Here is a 15,490-nt window from a genome sequence, read left to right on the forward strand (position 1 = left end):
CGTTGTGGTCACGGTTCTAGGGGGACAAGGGTAACAAGATCGGAGTAAAAGAAAAAGCGAGAGGAGGTACGCCTCGGTTAATGCTGCATTACTGCAGCCGTGCGTGTCACTCTCGCCTGATTTCCACATTACCAATATAGCACGGTAGAATCTTCATGTGGTGTTCAGAAAACCCCGCTATTCCGCCATGTTTTCATCAGTTCCTCTTCAAAATTTCATCGAAGAATCCCATCTGTACCAAGGAGTTCGCTATCATCTTGGTTCCCCGCTCAATGTAACGATCCACGGTGCTACCTGATGCGTAAGTAAACAGAATTGTATTGCTGCGGTTATGCCCTTCAATGAAGCGAGCCTTGATCACCTTCTTTATTCCCTGATGCGGAATTAGGTTGTATGCCCTGAAGATCATGAACGTATAAACGCGGTACCGCTCATACATCCATTTCTGCTTTTCGGTCAGGATTACAGCATTAGCCGTCTTGTCGGCGTGCAGCTCGTCCGCACTCAACCTGCGAGCAGCCTCTCCATCAACCGCAACCTGAGCCATTTCTGATTGGAATCCGTTGAAATCCTCAATAAACAAAATCATGTCCCGGTATCGTTCGAGGTAGAACTCGGTCTCTGTAATCTCCTCCTCTGATGCTTTAGCAAACAATTCCCCTTGCTCGTATGCCATCGCCATTCCCCTCATTCCCCTTTGTGTTATAATGTCAAGAGGAATGATTTACCGAAATGACCCCCGCCCCGGCCAAGGATATGGGGGTCTTTGCATGTTATTTATTTAATTTTTCTGAGGATACCCCTCTGAATCCACCCGCATCTTGTATCTGACTCCACCGAGTTGGAACGCGCTATTGTTTAATTTCTCAATCTCACCTGGTGTTAGCGGTCGACAATCGCTTTTCCTATACTCAACATCCGCAAACCCGAATCCCTCTACAAAATTTCCGATGAAGTGGTCCTCAGTTTCCGATTTCACAAAGATAAGGTCATCTTCATCTCTGCCGATATCGCCGAGCTTGTGAATTGCCGGGCTACCGCCCTTCAAAATTAAGTAGCGTGGTTTCATCATGAATGTGTATCCCCTTCCTCGCCCTTAATCCGGGCCATCTCCTGTTTGTAACGCTCTTTAAAAAAGGCGTTATGCCGGGCAGTTTTCACGTTAGGGTGACGATTTATGAGATATTCGGGCCCAGCATGATCAATGCTCATCTGAGGGCTGCTCCACCATGATTGAGTACATACCCCTCTGCCGTCCGTGAATTCCGAATAGTAACCCCTGTCGCGAGTTTTTGCCTTCCACATCTTAAATTTGAGTCGGCCCATACGCCCTCTCTCCTTCCTAATTAACAGACAAATTATGTGACATTTCTTTGAATTACGGCTTGTTCTGTATAATTTTTTTTAATCATCACCATTTAGCTCTTGCTATTTCTTTCATCTTGGGGTGGAATGCAGTACCAGCCAGTAACCGAATACAGGTTGGTCTCCGCAGCCGTTATTTTTGGTTGCAAACTTACATTTTGAGGAGGAAATACGTAATGAAAAAACTTGATCTTGTAGCTAACAAACTGATGGGACAAATTGTTTTAATGGCGGATGAGGAAAAGTTTTACCCTGATCCAAACAATCGGATGGAGAAGTACACACGCCCTCAGCTGTTATTTATTCGTCGGGGAATTCTTTCATATGAGAATGAACCCTATGGTAACAAAGGTGGATGGGACTCGACCATTCGAGAACTATTTCCGGCTTTAGCTCAATGGGCTGGCATTAAATAATCATGATCAAGGCCATCTTAACGGATGGCCTTTCCATACGATTAATTATCCCCACTATGCTCATACTGGTTACGCATCCCTTTTTCTAATTTCAATACACTCCGATTCTTAAAATGGACTTTATTTATCATGAAACTTTTGAGTTATAGGCATATGCCGTGATTGATATAGGTTGTAGTCCATAGACTGATGTCGAGATATTATTTTAGGAGGTTATCCATGGAAACAAATTATCAACAAGTCGCTTGGAACTGCATGAATAAATATGTTGGCATGACTACAACTGATGGTCAGTCTCACGATGGGTTTATTGCTCATATTGATCAGGATTACGTTACACTTGCTGTTCCAACAAATGAAATGATGAACGGAATGCCCGCTAACGCATCAACTTACAGACAATTTGGATACTATCCAGGCTTCTATCCTCGCCGCCGCTTTTATCCGCGACATATACCATTTGGTGCCATTACCGCTTTGTACTTGCTTCCATTTTTTATTTAATTCAAATCACTGGTGGGAGGGGTGCTATCTGTTCCCTCCCTGGGGCTGTTAAAGCCCCTTAAAATAACTGCATCTGTCCGACCTGCCCTGCTGCTGCCGGGTTGATCCATAACACCTCTGTCCGGCTCTGTCCGGTTTCAATGGTCTGCTGCCGTTCCTGCCGGTGCCATCCAGACAAGCACTCGTTATAGAGTGAATTGTCATATCCACTAAGGAATACCGGTCCTGGATGCACCGCCAGAGCTTCAAGCAGTTGTGTATGATCAGCATCTGTCATTTCATTGTCGTAAATCGGTCCGTTCCGGGTCTCAAGCAGGTACGGCGGATCCGCATATATCAGCACATCAGGCCGATTGTACCGAGCGATTACCTGCAACGCCGGGCGGTTTTCAATCTGAACATCCTTCAGACGTTCTGCCACGATACTAATTTTCTCCGGCAGGCCGTTCCACTGTTTCACCCGGTAAGAATCATCCGGTGTTCCCCGACATTTCCATCCCGAGATAGAACCCGTTTTGACCCTGATGCTCTGCCAACAGCGAACAAGAAATTTGCGGGCATTTTCGAGGTCTGAATCCCCCCCCCGTTTGACAGGAGAGGTATTCGTCCCGGCTATATGGAGTCCAGTACACTGCCCGGGCCAGTTCGTCAGGTTTATCCCTGATCACCCGGAAAAGGTTCACGACACTTCCGTCCAGATCATTCACCGTCTCTAGTACTGCCGGTGGTTTGTTGAATAGCACCGCCCCGCTTCCAAAGTACGGCTCCAGATAGGTCGTATGTGCTGGCATGTGGCTGATGATCCACTCGGCCATGCTCCACTTGCTGCCAGGGTAATGGAGTATGCGTGGTACCTTCAAGGCTCTCCCTCCTCTCTGTATGTTGTCTTCTTGTAGGATAAATGGGTGTCTCCTTTCTCACTACTTGTCATTGGTGTCATGTAATGGAACATGAATCTTTCGAGGACAAGGCGGCTGCCCTAACGGTACAGGCTCCGGCGGTCCAGGCTGTCACTGCCAGCGATGCGGTAGTCCGGATGAGCTATGTCCCCTAGCTGAGCCAGCACGACAGTCGTCGCTGAGCAGACACCACCGAAGGAATGCTTGCCCAATAGGCTAAACTCCACCTGTCCCGCAGCAGACCTAATCAATGCAGCACTGTCGGCCGCTGCTCCTCACCAGGAGCAACCCAAACTGGATTCCAACTGAGCTGGAATGATATGCCCGCTTCAGCTTCCGCTGCCGCCATCAGGATGACATTGCCCATAGCCTCCTCAGCTCCCGGAGGAACAGCATTCCCGATGTACTCCCGTGCCTTGGCATCATTACAGCCCTCAAGCTGGAACGGTCTGCCGTCTGGAAGATGCGTCGGGAAGTTCTGCAGCATGGCGAGCTCATAGGTAGTGAGCGGCCGGTGCCAAGTACCATCTTGGGCGATTATCACCCAAACTCCCTGTTCGTTGTCTTTCGGAATTCTCGGATCAGTTACCGCTGCAGCTGAAGCATGAATATCGGCGCTGCCAATCACTGTCTTGGCTGGTTGATCCCAGTCTTGGACACCGTAGCTATCCGCCCGTGGAGTGCATTTCAGCAAAGGATCTGCAATGGCAATAGCCCCGCTGCCAAATCGCGTACCTGTCACACATGGCGCCACCTCGTCAACCCGCACTACCCGGTAGGCTGCCGGGTGACGACTAGGCCGTTCCTTCAATGCAGGATCAGCGATGCTGGCTCCGCCCTGATATGGTCCAGCAGCACCGGTTATGCAAGAGGATTGTTCATCTACCGATTGTATCCGCAGAATATTTGTCTTGCCTTCGCTGTTAATATGAAGCCGTGGGTCCGACACTGCGGCAACACCATTGCTGCGACCGGGTCCCGCCGTGCTGGTTACTGCTCTACTCGGTTCATTCCAATCAGCCACTTCGTATGCCCCTCGCCGCGGTTCATGTGCAATTCGCAAGTTCTGCCAATTGACTTTGTTCAGATCTCGCCAATCTCCGCCGGCGAGTATAAGGGCCAATCGCATCCAAGTCTTCCACTGCAGCTGCTGTAATTTGTTCATCGGACCGCCTGCAACTGTATCTCCTGGGGCAGGCAAGGGTACAAGTACCTCTCCGATGCTCTTCATGGGCTTAGCTTCTGGATAGTAAATCACATTCGGAATCTGCTTTGGATCGCGAGCTTTAAGGAGAAACCGCACTCGGTTTTGCCCAAGCCCGCCAATGGTACCCAGGTTGTGATCAGACCGAACACTTACCTCATATCCGTATTTCTTAAGCATCTTCAGAATCTGCTTCAATAAAGGTTCGCCCCGACTGGTGATTCTCGGTACGTTCTCCAGTTGAATGACTGCCGGGATGGCTCCTCCATACTCCAGACAAGCCTGCAAAGCCATTTCCAATCCATGAACAGTAAGGAAATTAAGCGCCTGATACTGAGCGGATGCTGCCTTATCAGACGGCAGTAGCCCGCTCAGGCCCTTGCATGGCGGTGAGAGGAACAGAAAGAACGGTACCTGCTCCTTGAATGCCTGCCAGATATCCCAAGGCGTTGTTTCCCTCCAAGTCTCAGGCGGCTCATGTCCGTGCCAGGCTTTGTACTGCCAACGCTTGAACAAGTCCATTACCACAGAAGTTTTCTCACCGCAGATCTGATCATGATTCCGGCATGCAACAGGGTCGTTGTCGATCGAGCACAGTACCTTGAACTTATAAACCTTGCCGCCATATTCAACTGTTGAGCGCATTGCTCCGGCCGTGGCCCCACCGATCCCCGCAAAGAGGAACGCTGCTGTTTTATAGATGATGTTATCTGGTAAGCCCAAAGCTTCACGCCCTTTCACGTATGAGTTCTTTTCCCTGCAGCTGCAGCAATCCACCTACCGGACACTCCCGGTTGCAATACCCGTCTATTTTGGAATAAGTGCTGCCATACTTCTGGCTAAGCTTCACGCGCTGCGGGCAGACCCCGCAATGCTGGAGGATATCGCTTATTGCGTAGACCACCTGTAGCCTGCTCATCATTCAGCATCCTTTCTATATAAGGCAGTTCAGTAGCAGCCACAGGACGAACATCGCAATGCTAAACCGAACTAGTACCCGATTTGGACTCGGCAGTTCCTCTTCCCGCGCTGTCATGATCCGGCCGTTGTCGTCTCTGAAGCGAATGACTGTCTTCATTTGGGATACACCCTCTTCATTTTGTAGTTGGTCTTGCCCCACTTCTGCCGGCGCCGCCGGAACAGCTCCGCGGCAGCTTCCTGCCGGTGAACCGGATGCGCGCCGGGGTCCCACATTACCATCCGTAATTGCTGGGGAGTCGCAGCGCGCCAGTTCATGCTAATCCCACATAGGCAATCGCTTGACTCTTACCCGCAGCCCTTCAAGTGAGAGCTTAGGATTATTAACGATGTAGTAATCCTCACCGTTATGCTCGATGTGGGAGTACACCCAAACTTGATCGCCCCAAGAATCGGTGAACAGATACTCTATTGCCGCACCGGATGTATAATAGGAAGTCCTGCTTCCATACCGTCCGTCTGGACGTTTATAAATGGTCTCTTCTGCCACAAGTGGAGCGGAGAGCTGCCGGATGTAACGCCGAGTTTTGCTCAAATCTTCGCTGATTACATTGAACATACTCCGAAGATACTGAGCATCAGGATCCTCTCGGTCATAAATCCCGTCATTCTCTCCTTCCTCAATCAGCTTGGCTACCCGCTTCAGCTCAGGCTCCAATTTGATCAGAGCCGCCTTGATTTTGTCCTTCATCCCAAGTCCCTCCCGTTTATACAATCCTGGCCTTGCTCCAAAATCCCTTAGTGTCGGTGTTAGCCGCTTTATTTCGTTTCATCAGGAAATCATAGTACCGTGGTCCGTACTTCTCGACCTGGTCCTTGCGATTCTGGATAATGTCAGCGACCAACTTTTCCAAATCATTTGTGCAATAGAAGTATTTGAGATAGCGATCCAGTTCGACATAACTGTGATCGATGTTCTTCAATAGGTTGAAGCGATTGGACCTGCTGAGCTTCCCCATGTGATCGCTAATCCGGACGCTGTTCGCCACGCCGTAATCGAATTTGAGGTAAACACTGTTGGTGGTGAAGGCGTCATACCGCTGTACGGTGATTCCATGGGCTTTCACCGCCCGGGTGATCCGGTCTGCTAACTTCCGGATGGATTCATCCTTTGGACGCCGATGTGACTTGCCCATAAGCCTGCACCGCCCTTACTCCGGCCAACTCTGCCGAGTATTGGTAAAATGCTTCAGGATTTTGATCATCCAGTGCCTGGTCGATCAGCTTGAGCAGACGTTCCTCATTAAAGCGTTGGATAGAGGCTTGCCAAATTGCATCAGCGTGGACACTCAGCATGGCTTCATACCGCAGTTGCATGAGCATCCCGAAATCGATGAACATCGCGCTCCCTCCTTTGTAAGAGAAGAAGCAGCTGTTAAGCTGCTCCTCCGCCACCCTTCATTTTCTTAGCTGCCAGTTTCTTGTAGGCGCTGAATTTCCCCTGGAACTGTCCCTTGGTCATTCCCTGAGAAACAGCGATCTCCAGCCAAGTCTTGTCTTCCTTAGCCCGCTTCTCGATCAGGTCCGGGAACGGGATAGGCTGACCTTGATGCTCAATTTCCGGGAAGATCGGGCGTTCCTTCAGAATGAAGGCATCCAACTCGTCTTTATCCACTTCTTCAGCATCTGTAGGGTCTGCCGGGTCCTGACCTGGTTCACCGGACGGATCACCTGTTCCCTGGTCAGCACCGCTTTCCCACTCCGGCACGAATCCATCGCCTTCACCATCTTGAACAGGGCCGTCTGCTTCTTCAATAACGATATCTCCGTCTTCACCTTCAGCCGAACCGCCATCTTCAGTGACTGGAGCTGCCTCAGCTGCTGCGGAAGGGGCTACACCCTGGGACTGCATCCACTCATGCCAAGCTGCTGCGGAAGGGGCTACACGCTTGCGGTATTCATCAATCTTTTCGACGATCTTGCCACTGCTGATGCCGAGCTCAGAAGCGATCTTCATGTAAGTCTCCCCGCCGGCCAAACGAAGGGAGAAGGCGACAAAATCATAATCCAAATCCTCGAAGGTCGGCGCCAGGCCGGACTGGATGAATTCTTCGATGATGGCCAGTTCGATTTCTGCCGGCTGCTGCTTAATCTCGATCTTCTCGGCGGGAAGCCCCAGGTCCATCGCAAGCTGCTCACCTTCTGGCTTCACTTCGGACACAACACCGTTATCCACCCTGTAGGTCTTGATCGGCTTCTCTGTCCGGGCATTGATCTCGATGTTGTAATTAACAACCGCGGAGTCCAGCGAGGCTGTCACCTTATCCCCGATCATTTCATGCAGCCATTCAATCTTTCCGCGAAGCTCTTCGCCGGACACAACCAGCAAGATGTTCACATCACCGTCAGCCTTCAAGTCAACCTTTTTCACAAGCCCTTTAAAATCGAGATATCCCACAATTCCCCATTCCCTTCATGTTTGGATTAAGTTAATTCCTTGATCTTCACTTCAATGCGCGGCCGGTTACTATACCGCTTCCGGACGAAAGCATCCACCACCTGGCTGTCATCCTTCCAGATGATGCCCTTCAGAGCATCCTTCACCCCTTTCAGGTAGTTGTCAGCATCCGGTTTAGTGACCGGGAGAATTTCGCCCCGCTCAGCTTCCGCCGCCTTCTTCTTACTGAAGCTCTTCGGTGTGGAACGATAAGCTGTGATAGCAATGCCTAAAGCTCCTTCCAGCAGAGCAGCCGGTGCATATTCCCGGGCGGCCAGCCGGACATAATCCTTGTAATCCCGGGATTTGGCCGGGTCATATGCCCTGGTGAATCCGCCTGCAGTACTGAACTTAGGCCGACCCTGAGCGACTGGCTCTCCGTACACCACGAACTGGATCATCTTGTTTCCCTCCCCCTTCCCTGCGCGGCTTCATATCGGTGTCCAGAACATACACCGTGCCGATTACATGCCCGCGTTTATCAAAAACAGCGAAGTAATATTTCTGCTGGAACAAAGGATCAATGGGTCTATCCGGGATCATCCAGCCTCACCCCGTTTCCCCATCACGAGATTGAACTCGGCGATGCCTTCGTCCACCTGTTCAGGATCCAGAGAAGGAAACTCTGCCAGCAGAACCGAGCGCTCCGGTACGAGCCCCGTGTTCTGGTAGTAGGTGACCATGAAGTGATAGACGTGCCAGTAATTCCAAGCGCCACTCACGACACTGCCCTCCGGATCGTCCGGGGCTTGCCGGAGTACCGATTTATCAGTACTAACTGTTCACGCGTATCCCGCTCCACAAACCAATTCCACGCACTCAAGCCAGCTGCCTGAATTTCAAGCATCTGCCGGCGTGTTGGCCGCTTTTCCTGCTTCATCACAATTCCCCTTTCTCATGCCCATTTGCGTTTATCAATATCATCCGGCGGAGCCGGAATGTCGCTGTGTGCCCGCTCGTAGTTGACGAATTTATTGAATTCCTTAAGGAACACCAGCTCTACCGTGCCCACCGGGCCATTCCGCTGCTTTGAGATAATGATCTCGATGATGTTCTTCTTCTCGGATTCCTTATCGTAATAGTCATCTCGGTACAAGAAGGCTACGATATCGGCATCCTGCTCGATGGAGCCAGACTCCCGAAGGTCGCTCATCATCGGGCGTTTGTCCTGGCGTTGCTCCACACCGCGGCTGAGCTGGGACAGTGCAATCACCGGAACCTCAAGTTCCCGCGCAAGCTGCTTCAGCGTCCGGCTGATTTGAGACACCTCTTCCTGCCGGTTCACTCCCCGCTGCCCCCTGCCTTGGATAAGCTGCAGGTAGTCGATAACAATCATGCCGAGGTCCTTTTCCTTCTTGAGCCGACGGCACTTGGAACGGATCTCGTTGACCGTGATTCCTGGCGTATCGTCGATGTAGATGTCAGCCTCGGATAGAGACCCCATCGCCATGGACATCTTCTGCCAATCATCTTCCTCGAAGTGCCCGGTCCGCATCCGGCTGGCATCGATGTTGCCTTCAGCACAGACCATGCGCTGTACGAGCTGAGCATTGGACATCTCAAGGCTGAATACGGCAACGGTCTCTTTGGCGCGGACTGCCACGTTCTGAGCAATGTTCAGGGCGAACGCTGTCTTACCCACCGATGGCCGGGCAGCAACGATAATCAGATCATTTCGCTGGAAGCCGGATGTCATCTTGTCGAGGTCGTCAAAACCAGACCGGATACCGGTGATCCCTCGTGATGTTTCCCGTACGCTGTACCGCTGCTCGGCATCTTCCCAGACCTGCATAAGGACGTCCTTCATGGTGGCAAACTCCCGAATCGGCACGGACTGATCGGAGAGTTTCGAAACAGCATGTTCCGCCATCGCGATGAAGCCCTTCACGTCCTGTTCCTCTCCAGCGTTGCGCAGCAGGTCCATTGCAGTGTCTATGGCTTGGCGTCGGAGGAACATTTCCTGTACCCGCTCCGCATAGTAACCGGCGTTCGCCACGGTTGGAACAGCTCCAGCCATCCGAGCCAGATAACTGACTCCACCGACTTTCTCGAGCTCCTCGCTGTCCTTGAGCTGGGAGGTCAAGCTGACCATATCGATCGGCAGTTCTGCGTCGTTCAACTTGCGCATAGCCCGGAAGATACGGGCATGGCCTTTATCGCTGAATTCTCCGCCCTGCAAGATGTCTGCAGCAGCATCGTAAGCCGTCTGGTCCAAAAGTGCGGCTCCAAGAACAGCCTGCTCTGCTTCAAGATCAATCGGTGGCTGAATGCCCATCTGTTCTAGCATTTCTTCACGATTCAACATTTGCTTCGCCTCGAATCTTCCGCTTCACTTCGTCCCAGTACCCTTCAGGCGGCGGTTTGCTGCTGGCGCTCCAGGTGTCGAGATTAGCAAAGTGCTGATCAGTCAGAATTTTCATCTGCTCCCGCTCAATCTGCTCCCCGAGACGGCCGCGAATTTCCGCAACATTTGGCGGAAATTCCTTTGTCTTGATATGGGCGTCAACATTCTCCTTGGCAGCTTCAAACGGGAAATCCTTCAGGTATTTGTACAACCGTTCAATGTTTTCGGGCGACTTGTCAAATCCGGGATAGTTGGCCTTAATGGTGCGGACCAGAAGAATGACCTCCAGCTTCTCCACGTCGTCGTTCCTCCTCGATCATCATGTCTAATTCGGCAAGCTCTCGTTGCTGTTTGGTCTGGCGCTGCGGCTTATCTGTCGTCTCTCTCGGGGCGACTCCGTCAGTCTGTGCTGCGGTAGTTTGAGAGTTCAGCCAGGCTTTTTTAATCCCGTCCACGTAGTATAAAAAGCTTGTGGGATACTTAAAGTCGTCTCCCTCACGTTCTCGCTTTGCCTGAAGCAGGCTCTCCATAGTTCGGATGGTAAAAGGGTTAGGCGTACCTCCGGCGACCATCCTACCCATGGCTTCGCGTTCACGTGGGGAAATGTGAATATCAAGTCTGTGATTCATTTTGCAAAAGGCATTTAAAAGTTCGAACATATCTCCTGGCTTGCCTTGATCAATCTCATCAGCGAACTCATTGTCAGTAGTAGAAGTAATAGTAGTACTAAGATCTTTTAATACAGTGTCGGGAAAGTGGTCCAATTTTCGGACAGCTTCACCGTCAGCTTTTGAAAAGTGGTCCGGTTTTTGGACCACTTCTTCACCAACTATATTAAAGTGGTCCGAATTTTGGACAGGTTCGCCGACAACTATTAGATCAAATCTGATCGTGTAACTGCCCTTGGCACTCCCCCGAGGTGGGGAAGTATAGCCGATCAATCCGGCATTGACGAGTTTGCTACGATGTGTGTTAATGGTATCCCGACTCTTTATTCCGGTTTGAAGTGTAAGCTCAGTGTTTGTCATTTGGAAAGCCCGCTTCCATCCCAGCTTGCAAGACTTCCGCCATAAGGCGACCATGATTGCAATTCCCTCTGGTCCATATTCCTCAGGACCGCCTATCGCTTCATACTGGTTAAGGAGGCCGGCCATAGTTGGTTCTCTGGCTGACTCCGTCATTCACTCCCCCCTCCCGCAGCAGCCGTGCTAATTCACTTGATTGTTTCTATCGTCCTGAATATAAATGTGTGGGTACTTTGCTCGGACCACGGTGAAGCCCTGATGCCCCGAGCGAAGTACTCTTTGACCTGTGCTTTGAATGATTCCGGGTCAGTTGACCGCAAGGCCCACAATCGGTCACTGATCATGCTGGTCCAGATCCGTTCACCCATCGGGCCGTTCATCGATCTGCTACCCGGACGAGCGCGCCGGTGGTCTCTTGGATCTCTTGCTTAAAGCGCTCAGCATCGCTGTTACCGTCGGATAAATGAAGCAACCAGATTTCTTCGACATTCCGGGTATCATTGACTTTCAGCATCTCCTTCACATTCTCCAGGGAGAAATGAGAACGAAGCAGCCGTTTCTTCTGTGCTGGATGAAGATGACCAGCAGCCACCCGCTCATTGACGATATCCAGAGAATAATTACACTCACACATGATGTGAGTCAGCCCGCTGAAGCGATGCCGGCAGTAATAGGTATCTGTCAGGAAGACCAACTTATCGCCCGCTGTATTGGCAAGAAGGAAGCCCAACGGCTCCTCCACATCATGCTGAATATCGAACGGTAGAATCGTCCAGGTGCCTATCGTGAACTTCTCCAGCGCCTTGATGACCTTCAGGCGATGACCTGACAGCCCTCTGGCAGCCGCCGTACCAGCACTGGTATAAATGTTGATGCCTGCTCTCATAATGTCAGGAGCAGCCTTGCTATGATCCAGGTGCTCGTGTGTGATCAAGCAACCGGAAATGTCCGACATTCGGAAGTTAAGAGCCCGCTGAATCGACTTATAAGGAAAACCGGCTTCCAGCAGGATCGCGGTGTGGCCGTCCGATATACGGTAGGCATTACCGGCACTGCTGGAGCCGAGACATTGGATGTCGATCATTAGAAATCCATCTCTTGTTCAAGTGGCGGAACATCATCAGCAAAATCATAAGGGTCATCGACAAGTTGCTTCGTACGTGGTGCCGTCTGTTGTTTTGATGACGGCGGAGTAACTTCCGGTACGATATCAATCACTTCTCTGTTCGCGTGCTCCGCAATCTCTGCTTTGACCTCTTCAGGCGTCACATCGATACGCTCTTCATACTCATTATCTGTCGACCGATTAATAGCATCGACCAGCAGGTCGCTGTCGTCACTGGTGTTGATGTAAGCCTTGGCCGCACGGTTGATAACAGTCCGCTTTGCCATTTCTTGCGGGAATTTTTTATGGACAGATTGACTTGTTTTACTCTGACTCCACGATGCGTCAACTTCCTTTTTTGTCATAACGGTAAGGATTTCTTCATCATCAACCGACTTCACGACGGCATACACACCTAGAATTTCATTGTCCCGATTCTCAAAACTGGTTTCGTGTTTGACTAATTTTTCGCGTCCACCTGCCACTTCATATTCAAAAACATCACCCTTATAAATCACGTTTGCCCAAATATCCTTTACGTTGGACAAACGCTTAAGAACAGCTTGTGTACCGAAATAGGAGCGATTAAGCTGAAGCTTGCTGCCGTACACAATGAAATAACATTGTGTCTTGGCCGGGCTTAAACCTTGCACAACCATATCCAGCAGGGCATTTGCGACAGATTCCCGCGAGCAAACCTCCAACGCAGGCTTGCCATTCTTATCCTGAACCTCCTGGAGCTTGAAGAAGGCGCTTTTTAGCGCATTGCTCGCATTGTAATTCATAGGCAAGATCAACCCGTCATCCTGCAACCGTGTAAGACTCCGATTAACATCATCGGTGATGTCCTTTTGAATAATCGCCACCTGATTACCTGTACTCATCCCTTAAATCGCCTCCTGTATAGCTGCCGTCTCAATGCGCAGCTTCTTATCAGCTTCACTTACAACCAGCCGGATTACCTGAGCGTCCGTTCCGATCAGCTTGGTAACGGCCTCCGCATTGTCCACGAAGATCGGAGCGCTGAAACCGTAATGCTCACCCAGCGTATTGATGATGTCCAGTCCGACATTGATCCGGGCCGCATTGTTCAGCCCGCCGTCATACGGAACGCCCTTATACAGCGTGTCACAAACCTCCTTGATCCCGCCGTTGATCTGATCCTCGAAGAGGCGGAACCGGGCGAGCTTGAATTTACTGTTGATCTTGGCATCCAGCATGCTGACCTTGGTCTTGGTGAACTCTTCACAGAGGAACAACTCATGCTGTAGGCGTTCGTATTCAGCAGCCAATTCCCGCTCCTGGTTCTCTAGCTCCGTCACACGCAGTTGCGCGCGGCGGACACCATCAAATTTAGCAAGATCACTTTCCATTCCTGCAATTTCAGAACGCTGCAGGAGAATGCTCTGCCGGACAGCAGCAGCCGCATCATTAGAAGAAGCTTTCAGATCGCTGATCTGCTGCTGTACTGTCGCTGCCTCAGCCTGCTTGCTGGCATAATCTGGATCCGCTGCAGGATCTTTAACACCAGCTCGAAGATCAGTCAGTTCAGCATCGGCGTCAGTCAACTCTGCTTGGAGCAGCTGCAGTGCGCTCTTCAAGCTCTCAATTTCTCCCTGGAACCGGACAATCTCTTGTTCAAACTTCTGAGTATCAGCCACCGCCGCTTTGCCGGAAGCGTTAATACGTTCCTTTCGCTCGGCCAACCTACGGTTAAAATCAGCCTCTGCCTTGTCATGAGCAGCCTTGACCTGATCTTCAGGTAAAGACTGGCCGCAGGCGGAGCAATGAGCATCGTGATCACCAGCAGGTTCAAAGGTCAAACCCTTCAGTTCAGAAAACTCTGTCCGGAGACGATCCGCTTCCTGCTGACGATCCTTGGCCTTCCGCTCATTGATCTGAATACGCTGCTGCTTATCTTCAATGTCCCGGCGGTACCGGTTGACTTCCATGTGCATTTGGTTGACCGCATCCCGTTTAAGAGCAACCTTATCCAGGACATCTGACTGCATGCGGCTCTTAATGGCGATCAGTTCGCCCTCAATCTCCCGCAGCCGTTTCTCTTTCACGGCCACTTCGCCCCCGGAGAGAATTCGGGAAAGCTCAGCTTCACCTGATACAACCCGATTGCGAAGGACGGCCATGTCTTCTTTAAGTGAATCTTCATCCAACTCCGTAACATCCGGCATCTGGCGCTGAACTTCGCTGATGCGAACCGGCAGCTCCTTGATCTCCTTGTTGATCACGGCGCACCGGGAAGAGATCACTTTCTTGTGAGAATCAAGGTCACGCCCGCTGAGGATGCCGGGCAGAGGAGCAAGCTCCTTGTTACCGTGAATCACTTCGGCATCCGTAAGGTCGCCGCATACTTCCAGCAAAGTCTTCCGGCGATCCTCCTTCTTCATTTGTTCATTGAAGTAAGAAGGTGAAGTCAGAAGCTTGAACAGTTCCTCTTTAATGAGGGAATCCACTTCAGCGGTGTACTCTCCCTTTTTGACAGGAACCCCATCCAAGAAGTAATTCGTCTCATGCCCTTCGAAGGCGTCCGTTGCGGATCCGCGCTTCTTAGTCCATTTCTCTGAGAAGACCCTGCGGAACGTCCGGCGGCGGCCATCGATCAGGAATACTCCCTCGACCTCATGCTCCAGCTTGTGCTGTAGGACCTTACCGGCACCGTCCAAGCCTTTGATTTCGAAGTCGGCCTTGTTCTGACTGTCCTTACCGAAGAACAACCAGGTGAATCCATCAAAAATTGTTGTCTTTCCAGTAGCGTTATCGCCATAGACAGCAGCGTAACCACCATTGACGGTCAGAGTAAACTCCTTAATACCCTTGAAATTACGTAGCCCTAAGCGCTCCAACTCTATACGACTCAAGCGATCCCCTCCTCGATAGCCGATTCACATTCGGCATGTAAGATCATTTGTTGATCAGGTGTTTCGGGATAACGGATGCCTTCCAGATAGGTCCGGATGGCATATTCGACTTCAGCCAATTGCTCGGGATCAGCATGCAGCTGAAAGCTCCCGAACTGCTGCCGGATCGAAAGCACTGGTGGCGAGTAATTAGTAGGAGGTACAATCTCTACTTCGATGCGCTGACCGCTAATGTCAGCAGAATAGGCAGTTGACATTCCATTCACTCCCTCTTGTGTAGTGCGCCTCCACCTGCTAAGATGGAGGCAAGTTGATATTTCAGTTTTCAAAGAGCAGG

At 51.0% G+C, this 15,490-nt stretch carries 24 protein-coding genes; 2 read left to right on the forward strand and 22 right to left on the reverse strand.

Going from position 1 to position 15,490, the window contains the following annotated elements; genetic code table 11:
• Nucleotides 1–196 precede the first annotated feature (196 nt).
• Nucleotides 197–682 (reverse strand): hypothetical protein, encoded by a 486-nt coding sequence (locus PBOR_RS23255; RefSeq protein WP_042215813.1) that lies wholly within the window; start codon nucleotides 680–682, stop codon nucleotides 197–199.
• Nucleotides 683–781: 99 nt separating this feature from the next.
• Nucleotides 782–1,072, reverse strand: coding sequence for a hypothetical protein (locus PBOR_RS23260; protein WP_042215815.1), 291 nt, complete (start codon nucleotides 1,070–1,072; stop codon nucleotides 782–784).
• 469 nt (nucleotides 1,073–1,541) lie between these two features.
• Between PBOR_RS23260 and PBOR_RS23270 the strand changes: the two genes are divergently transcribed.
• Together PBOR_RS23270 and PBOR_RS23275 are read left to right on the forward strand one after the other, a co-directional pair.
• Nucleotides 1,542–1,781, forward strand: coding sequence for a hypothetical protein (locus PBOR_RS23270; RefSeq protein ID WP_042215819.1), 240 nt, complete (start codon nucleotides 1,542–1,544; stop codon nucleotides 1,779–1,781).
• Nucleotides 1,782–2,000: 219 nt separating this feature from the next.
• The gene (locus PBOR_RS23275) at nucleotides 2,001–2,285 is read left to right on the forward strand and encodes a hypothetical protein (RefSeq protein WP_042215821.1); all 285 of its coding nucleotides are present in this window, start codon (nucleotides 2,001–2,003) and stop codon (nucleotides 2,283–2,285) included.
• Nucleotides 2,286–2,343: 58 nt separating this feature from the next.
• Here the strand turns inward: PBOR_RS23275 and PBOR_RS38505 are convergent, their stop codons facing one another.
• From PBOR_RS38505 to PBOR_RS23360, 20 genes are all read right to left on the reverse strand, one after another.
• Nucleotides 2,344–2,745: a DNA adenine methylase gene (locus PBOR_RS38505; protein WP_342671080.1), complete on the reverse strand. Its 402-nt coding sequence runs from the start codon at nucleotides 2,743–2,745 to the stop codon at nucleotides 2,344–2,346.
• 10 nt (nucleotides 2,746–2,755) lie between these two features.
• Nucleotides 2,756–3,145 (reverse strand): DNA adenine methylase, encoded by a 390-nt coding sequence (locus PBOR_RS38510; RefSeq protein ID WP_342671081.1) that lies wholly within the window; start codon nucleotides 3,143–3,145, stop codon nucleotides 2,756–2,758.
• A gap of 119 nt (nucleotides 3,146–3,264) precedes the next feature.
• Nucleotides 3,265–3,396 (reverse strand): hypothetical protein, encoded by a 132-nt coding sequence (locus PBOR_RS38390; protein ID WP_281191813.1) that lies wholly within the window; start codon nucleotides 3,394–3,396, stop codon nucleotides 3,265–3,267.
• Between the two features lie 35 nt (nucleotides 3,397–3,431).
• Nucleotides 3,432–5,111, reverse strand: coding sequence for a DNA cytosine methyltransferase (locus tag PBOR_RS23285; RefSeq protein ID WP_245647880.1), 1,680 nt, complete (start codon nucleotides 5,109–5,111; stop codon nucleotides 3,432–3,434).
• Between the two features lie 4 nt (nucleotides 5,112–5,115).
• A complete protein-coding gene (locus tag PBOR_RS23290; RefSeq protein WP_081972151.1) occupies nucleotides 5,116–5,310 on the reverse strand; it encodes a zinc-finger domain-containing protein in 195 nt (64 codons plus the stop codon).
• A 152-nt stretch (nucleotides 5,311–5,462) separates the two neighbouring features.
• The gene (locus PBOR_RS37075) at nucleotides 5,463–5,624 is read right to left on the reverse strand and encodes a hypothetical protein (protein ID WP_157764106.1); all 162 of its coding nucleotides are present in this window, start codon (nucleotides 5,622–5,624) and stop codon (nucleotides 5,463–5,465) included.
• Between the two features lies 1 nt (nucleotide 5,625).
• The gene (locus tag PBOR_RS23295; RefSeq protein ID WP_042215827.1) at nucleotides 5,626–6,057 is read right to left on the reverse strand and encodes a DUF5348 domain-containing protein; all 432 of its coding nucleotides are present in this window, start codon (nucleotides 6,055–6,057) and stop codon (nucleotides 5,626–5,628) included.
• Between the two features lie 16 nt (nucleotides 6,058–6,073).
• Nucleotides 6,074–6,502 (reverse strand): hypothetical protein, encoded by a 429-nt coding sequence (locus tag PBOR_RS23300; RefSeq protein ID WP_042215829.1) that lies wholly within the window; start codon nucleotides 6,500–6,502, stop codon nucleotides 6,074–6,076.
• On the reverse strand, nucleotides 6,471–6,707 hold the full coding sequence (locus PBOR_RS23305) for an IDEAL domain-containing protein (RefSeq protein WP_042215831.1): 237 nt from the start codon (nucleotides 6,705–6,707) through the stop codon (nucleotides 6,471–6,473). The genes PBOR_RS23300 and PBOR_RS23305 overlap by 32 nt, the downstream gene beginning before the upstream one ends.
• A 34-nt stretch (nucleotides 6,708–6,741) precedes the next feature.
• A complete protein-coding gene (locus PBOR_RS37575; protein WP_218918854.1) occupies nucleotides 6,742–7,737 on the reverse strand; it encodes a hypothetical protein in 996 nt (331 codons plus the stop codon).
• Nucleotides 7,738–7,790: 53 nt separating this feature from the next.
• The gene (locus tag PBOR_RS23315; protein WP_042215835.1) at nucleotides 7,791–8,204 is read right to left on the reverse strand and encodes a RusA family crossover junction endodeoxyribonuclease; all 414 of its coding nucleotides are present in this window, start codon (nucleotides 8,202–8,204) and stop codon (nucleotides 7,791–7,793) included.
• A 138-nt stretch (nucleotides 8,205–8,342) separates the two neighbouring features.
• Complete coding sequence (locus PBOR_RS23320; protein WP_042215837.1) at nucleotides 8,343–8,525, reverse strand: hypothetical protein; 183 nt, start codon at nucleotides 8,523–8,525, stop codon at nucleotides 8,343–8,345.
• A complete protein-coding gene (locus PBOR_RS38635; protein WP_425415502.1) occupies nucleotides 8,522–8,683 on the reverse strand; it encodes a DUF6906 family protein in 162 nt (53 codons plus the stop codon). The genes PBOR_RS23320 and PBOR_RS38635 overlap by 4 nt, the downstream gene beginning before the upstream one ends.
• 15 nt (nucleotides 8,684–8,698) lie before the next feature.
• Complete coding sequence (gene dnaB / locus PBOR_RS23325; protein WP_042215839.1) at nucleotides 8,699–10,108, reverse strand: replicative DNA helicase; 1,410 nt, start codon at nucleotides 10,106–10,108, stop codon at nucleotides 8,699–8,701.
• Nucleotides 10,095–10,445: a replicative helicase loader/inhibitor gene (locus PBOR_RS35660; protein ID WP_052429615.1), complete on the reverse strand. Its 351-nt coding sequence runs from the start codon at nucleotides 10,443–10,445 to the stop codon at nucleotides 10,095–10,097. The genes dnaB and PBOR_RS35660 overlap by 14 nt, the downstream gene beginning before the upstream one ends.
• Nucleotides 10,405–11,328, reverse strand: a complete 924-nt coding sequence (locus PBOR_RS23335; protein ID WP_042215840.1) for a hypothetical protein — start codon at nucleotides 11,326–11,328, stop codon at nucleotides 10,405–10,407. The genes PBOR_RS35660 and PBOR_RS23335 overlap by 41 nt, the downstream gene beginning before the upstream one ends.
• Nucleotides 11,329–11,548: 220 nt before the next feature.
• Nucleotides 11,549–12,256, reverse strand: coding sequence for an MBL fold metallo-hydrolase (locus tag PBOR_RS23345; RefSeq protein ID WP_042215842.1), 708 nt, complete (start codon nucleotides 12,254–12,256; stop codon nucleotides 11,549–11,551).
• Nucleotides 12,256–13,161 carry a recombinase RecT gene (locus tag PBOR_RS23350; protein ID WP_042215844.1) on the reverse strand — a complete coding sequence of 302 codons (906 nt, stop codon included), beginning with the start codon at nucleotides 13,159–13,161 and terminating at the stop codon, nucleotides 12,256–12,258. The genes PBOR_RS23345 and PBOR_RS23350 overlap by 1 nt, the downstream gene beginning before the upstream one ends.
• 3 nt (nucleotides 13,162–13,164) lie before the next feature.
• On the reverse strand, nucleotides 13,165–15,153 hold the full coding sequence (locus PBOR_RS23355) for an AAA family ATPase (RefSeq protein WP_042215845.1): 1,989 nt from the start codon (nucleotides 15,151–15,153) through the stop codon (nucleotides 13,165–13,167).
• Entirely contained in the window at nucleotides 15,150–15,410 is a 261-nt protein-coding gene (locus tag PBOR_RS23360; protein ID WP_042215847.1) for a hypothetical protein, read from the reverse strand. The genes PBOR_RS23355 and PBOR_RS23360 overlap by 4 nt, the downstream gene beginning before the upstream one ends.
• Nucleotides 15,411–15,490 lie beyond the last annotated feature (80 nt).

Origin of the sequence: Paenibacillus borealis, from assembly GCF_000758665.1 — a bacterium.
Classification (GTDB): domain Bacteria; phylum Bacillota; class Bacilli; order Paenibacillales; family Paenibacillaceae; genus Paenibacillus_AQ; species Paenibacillus_AQ borealis.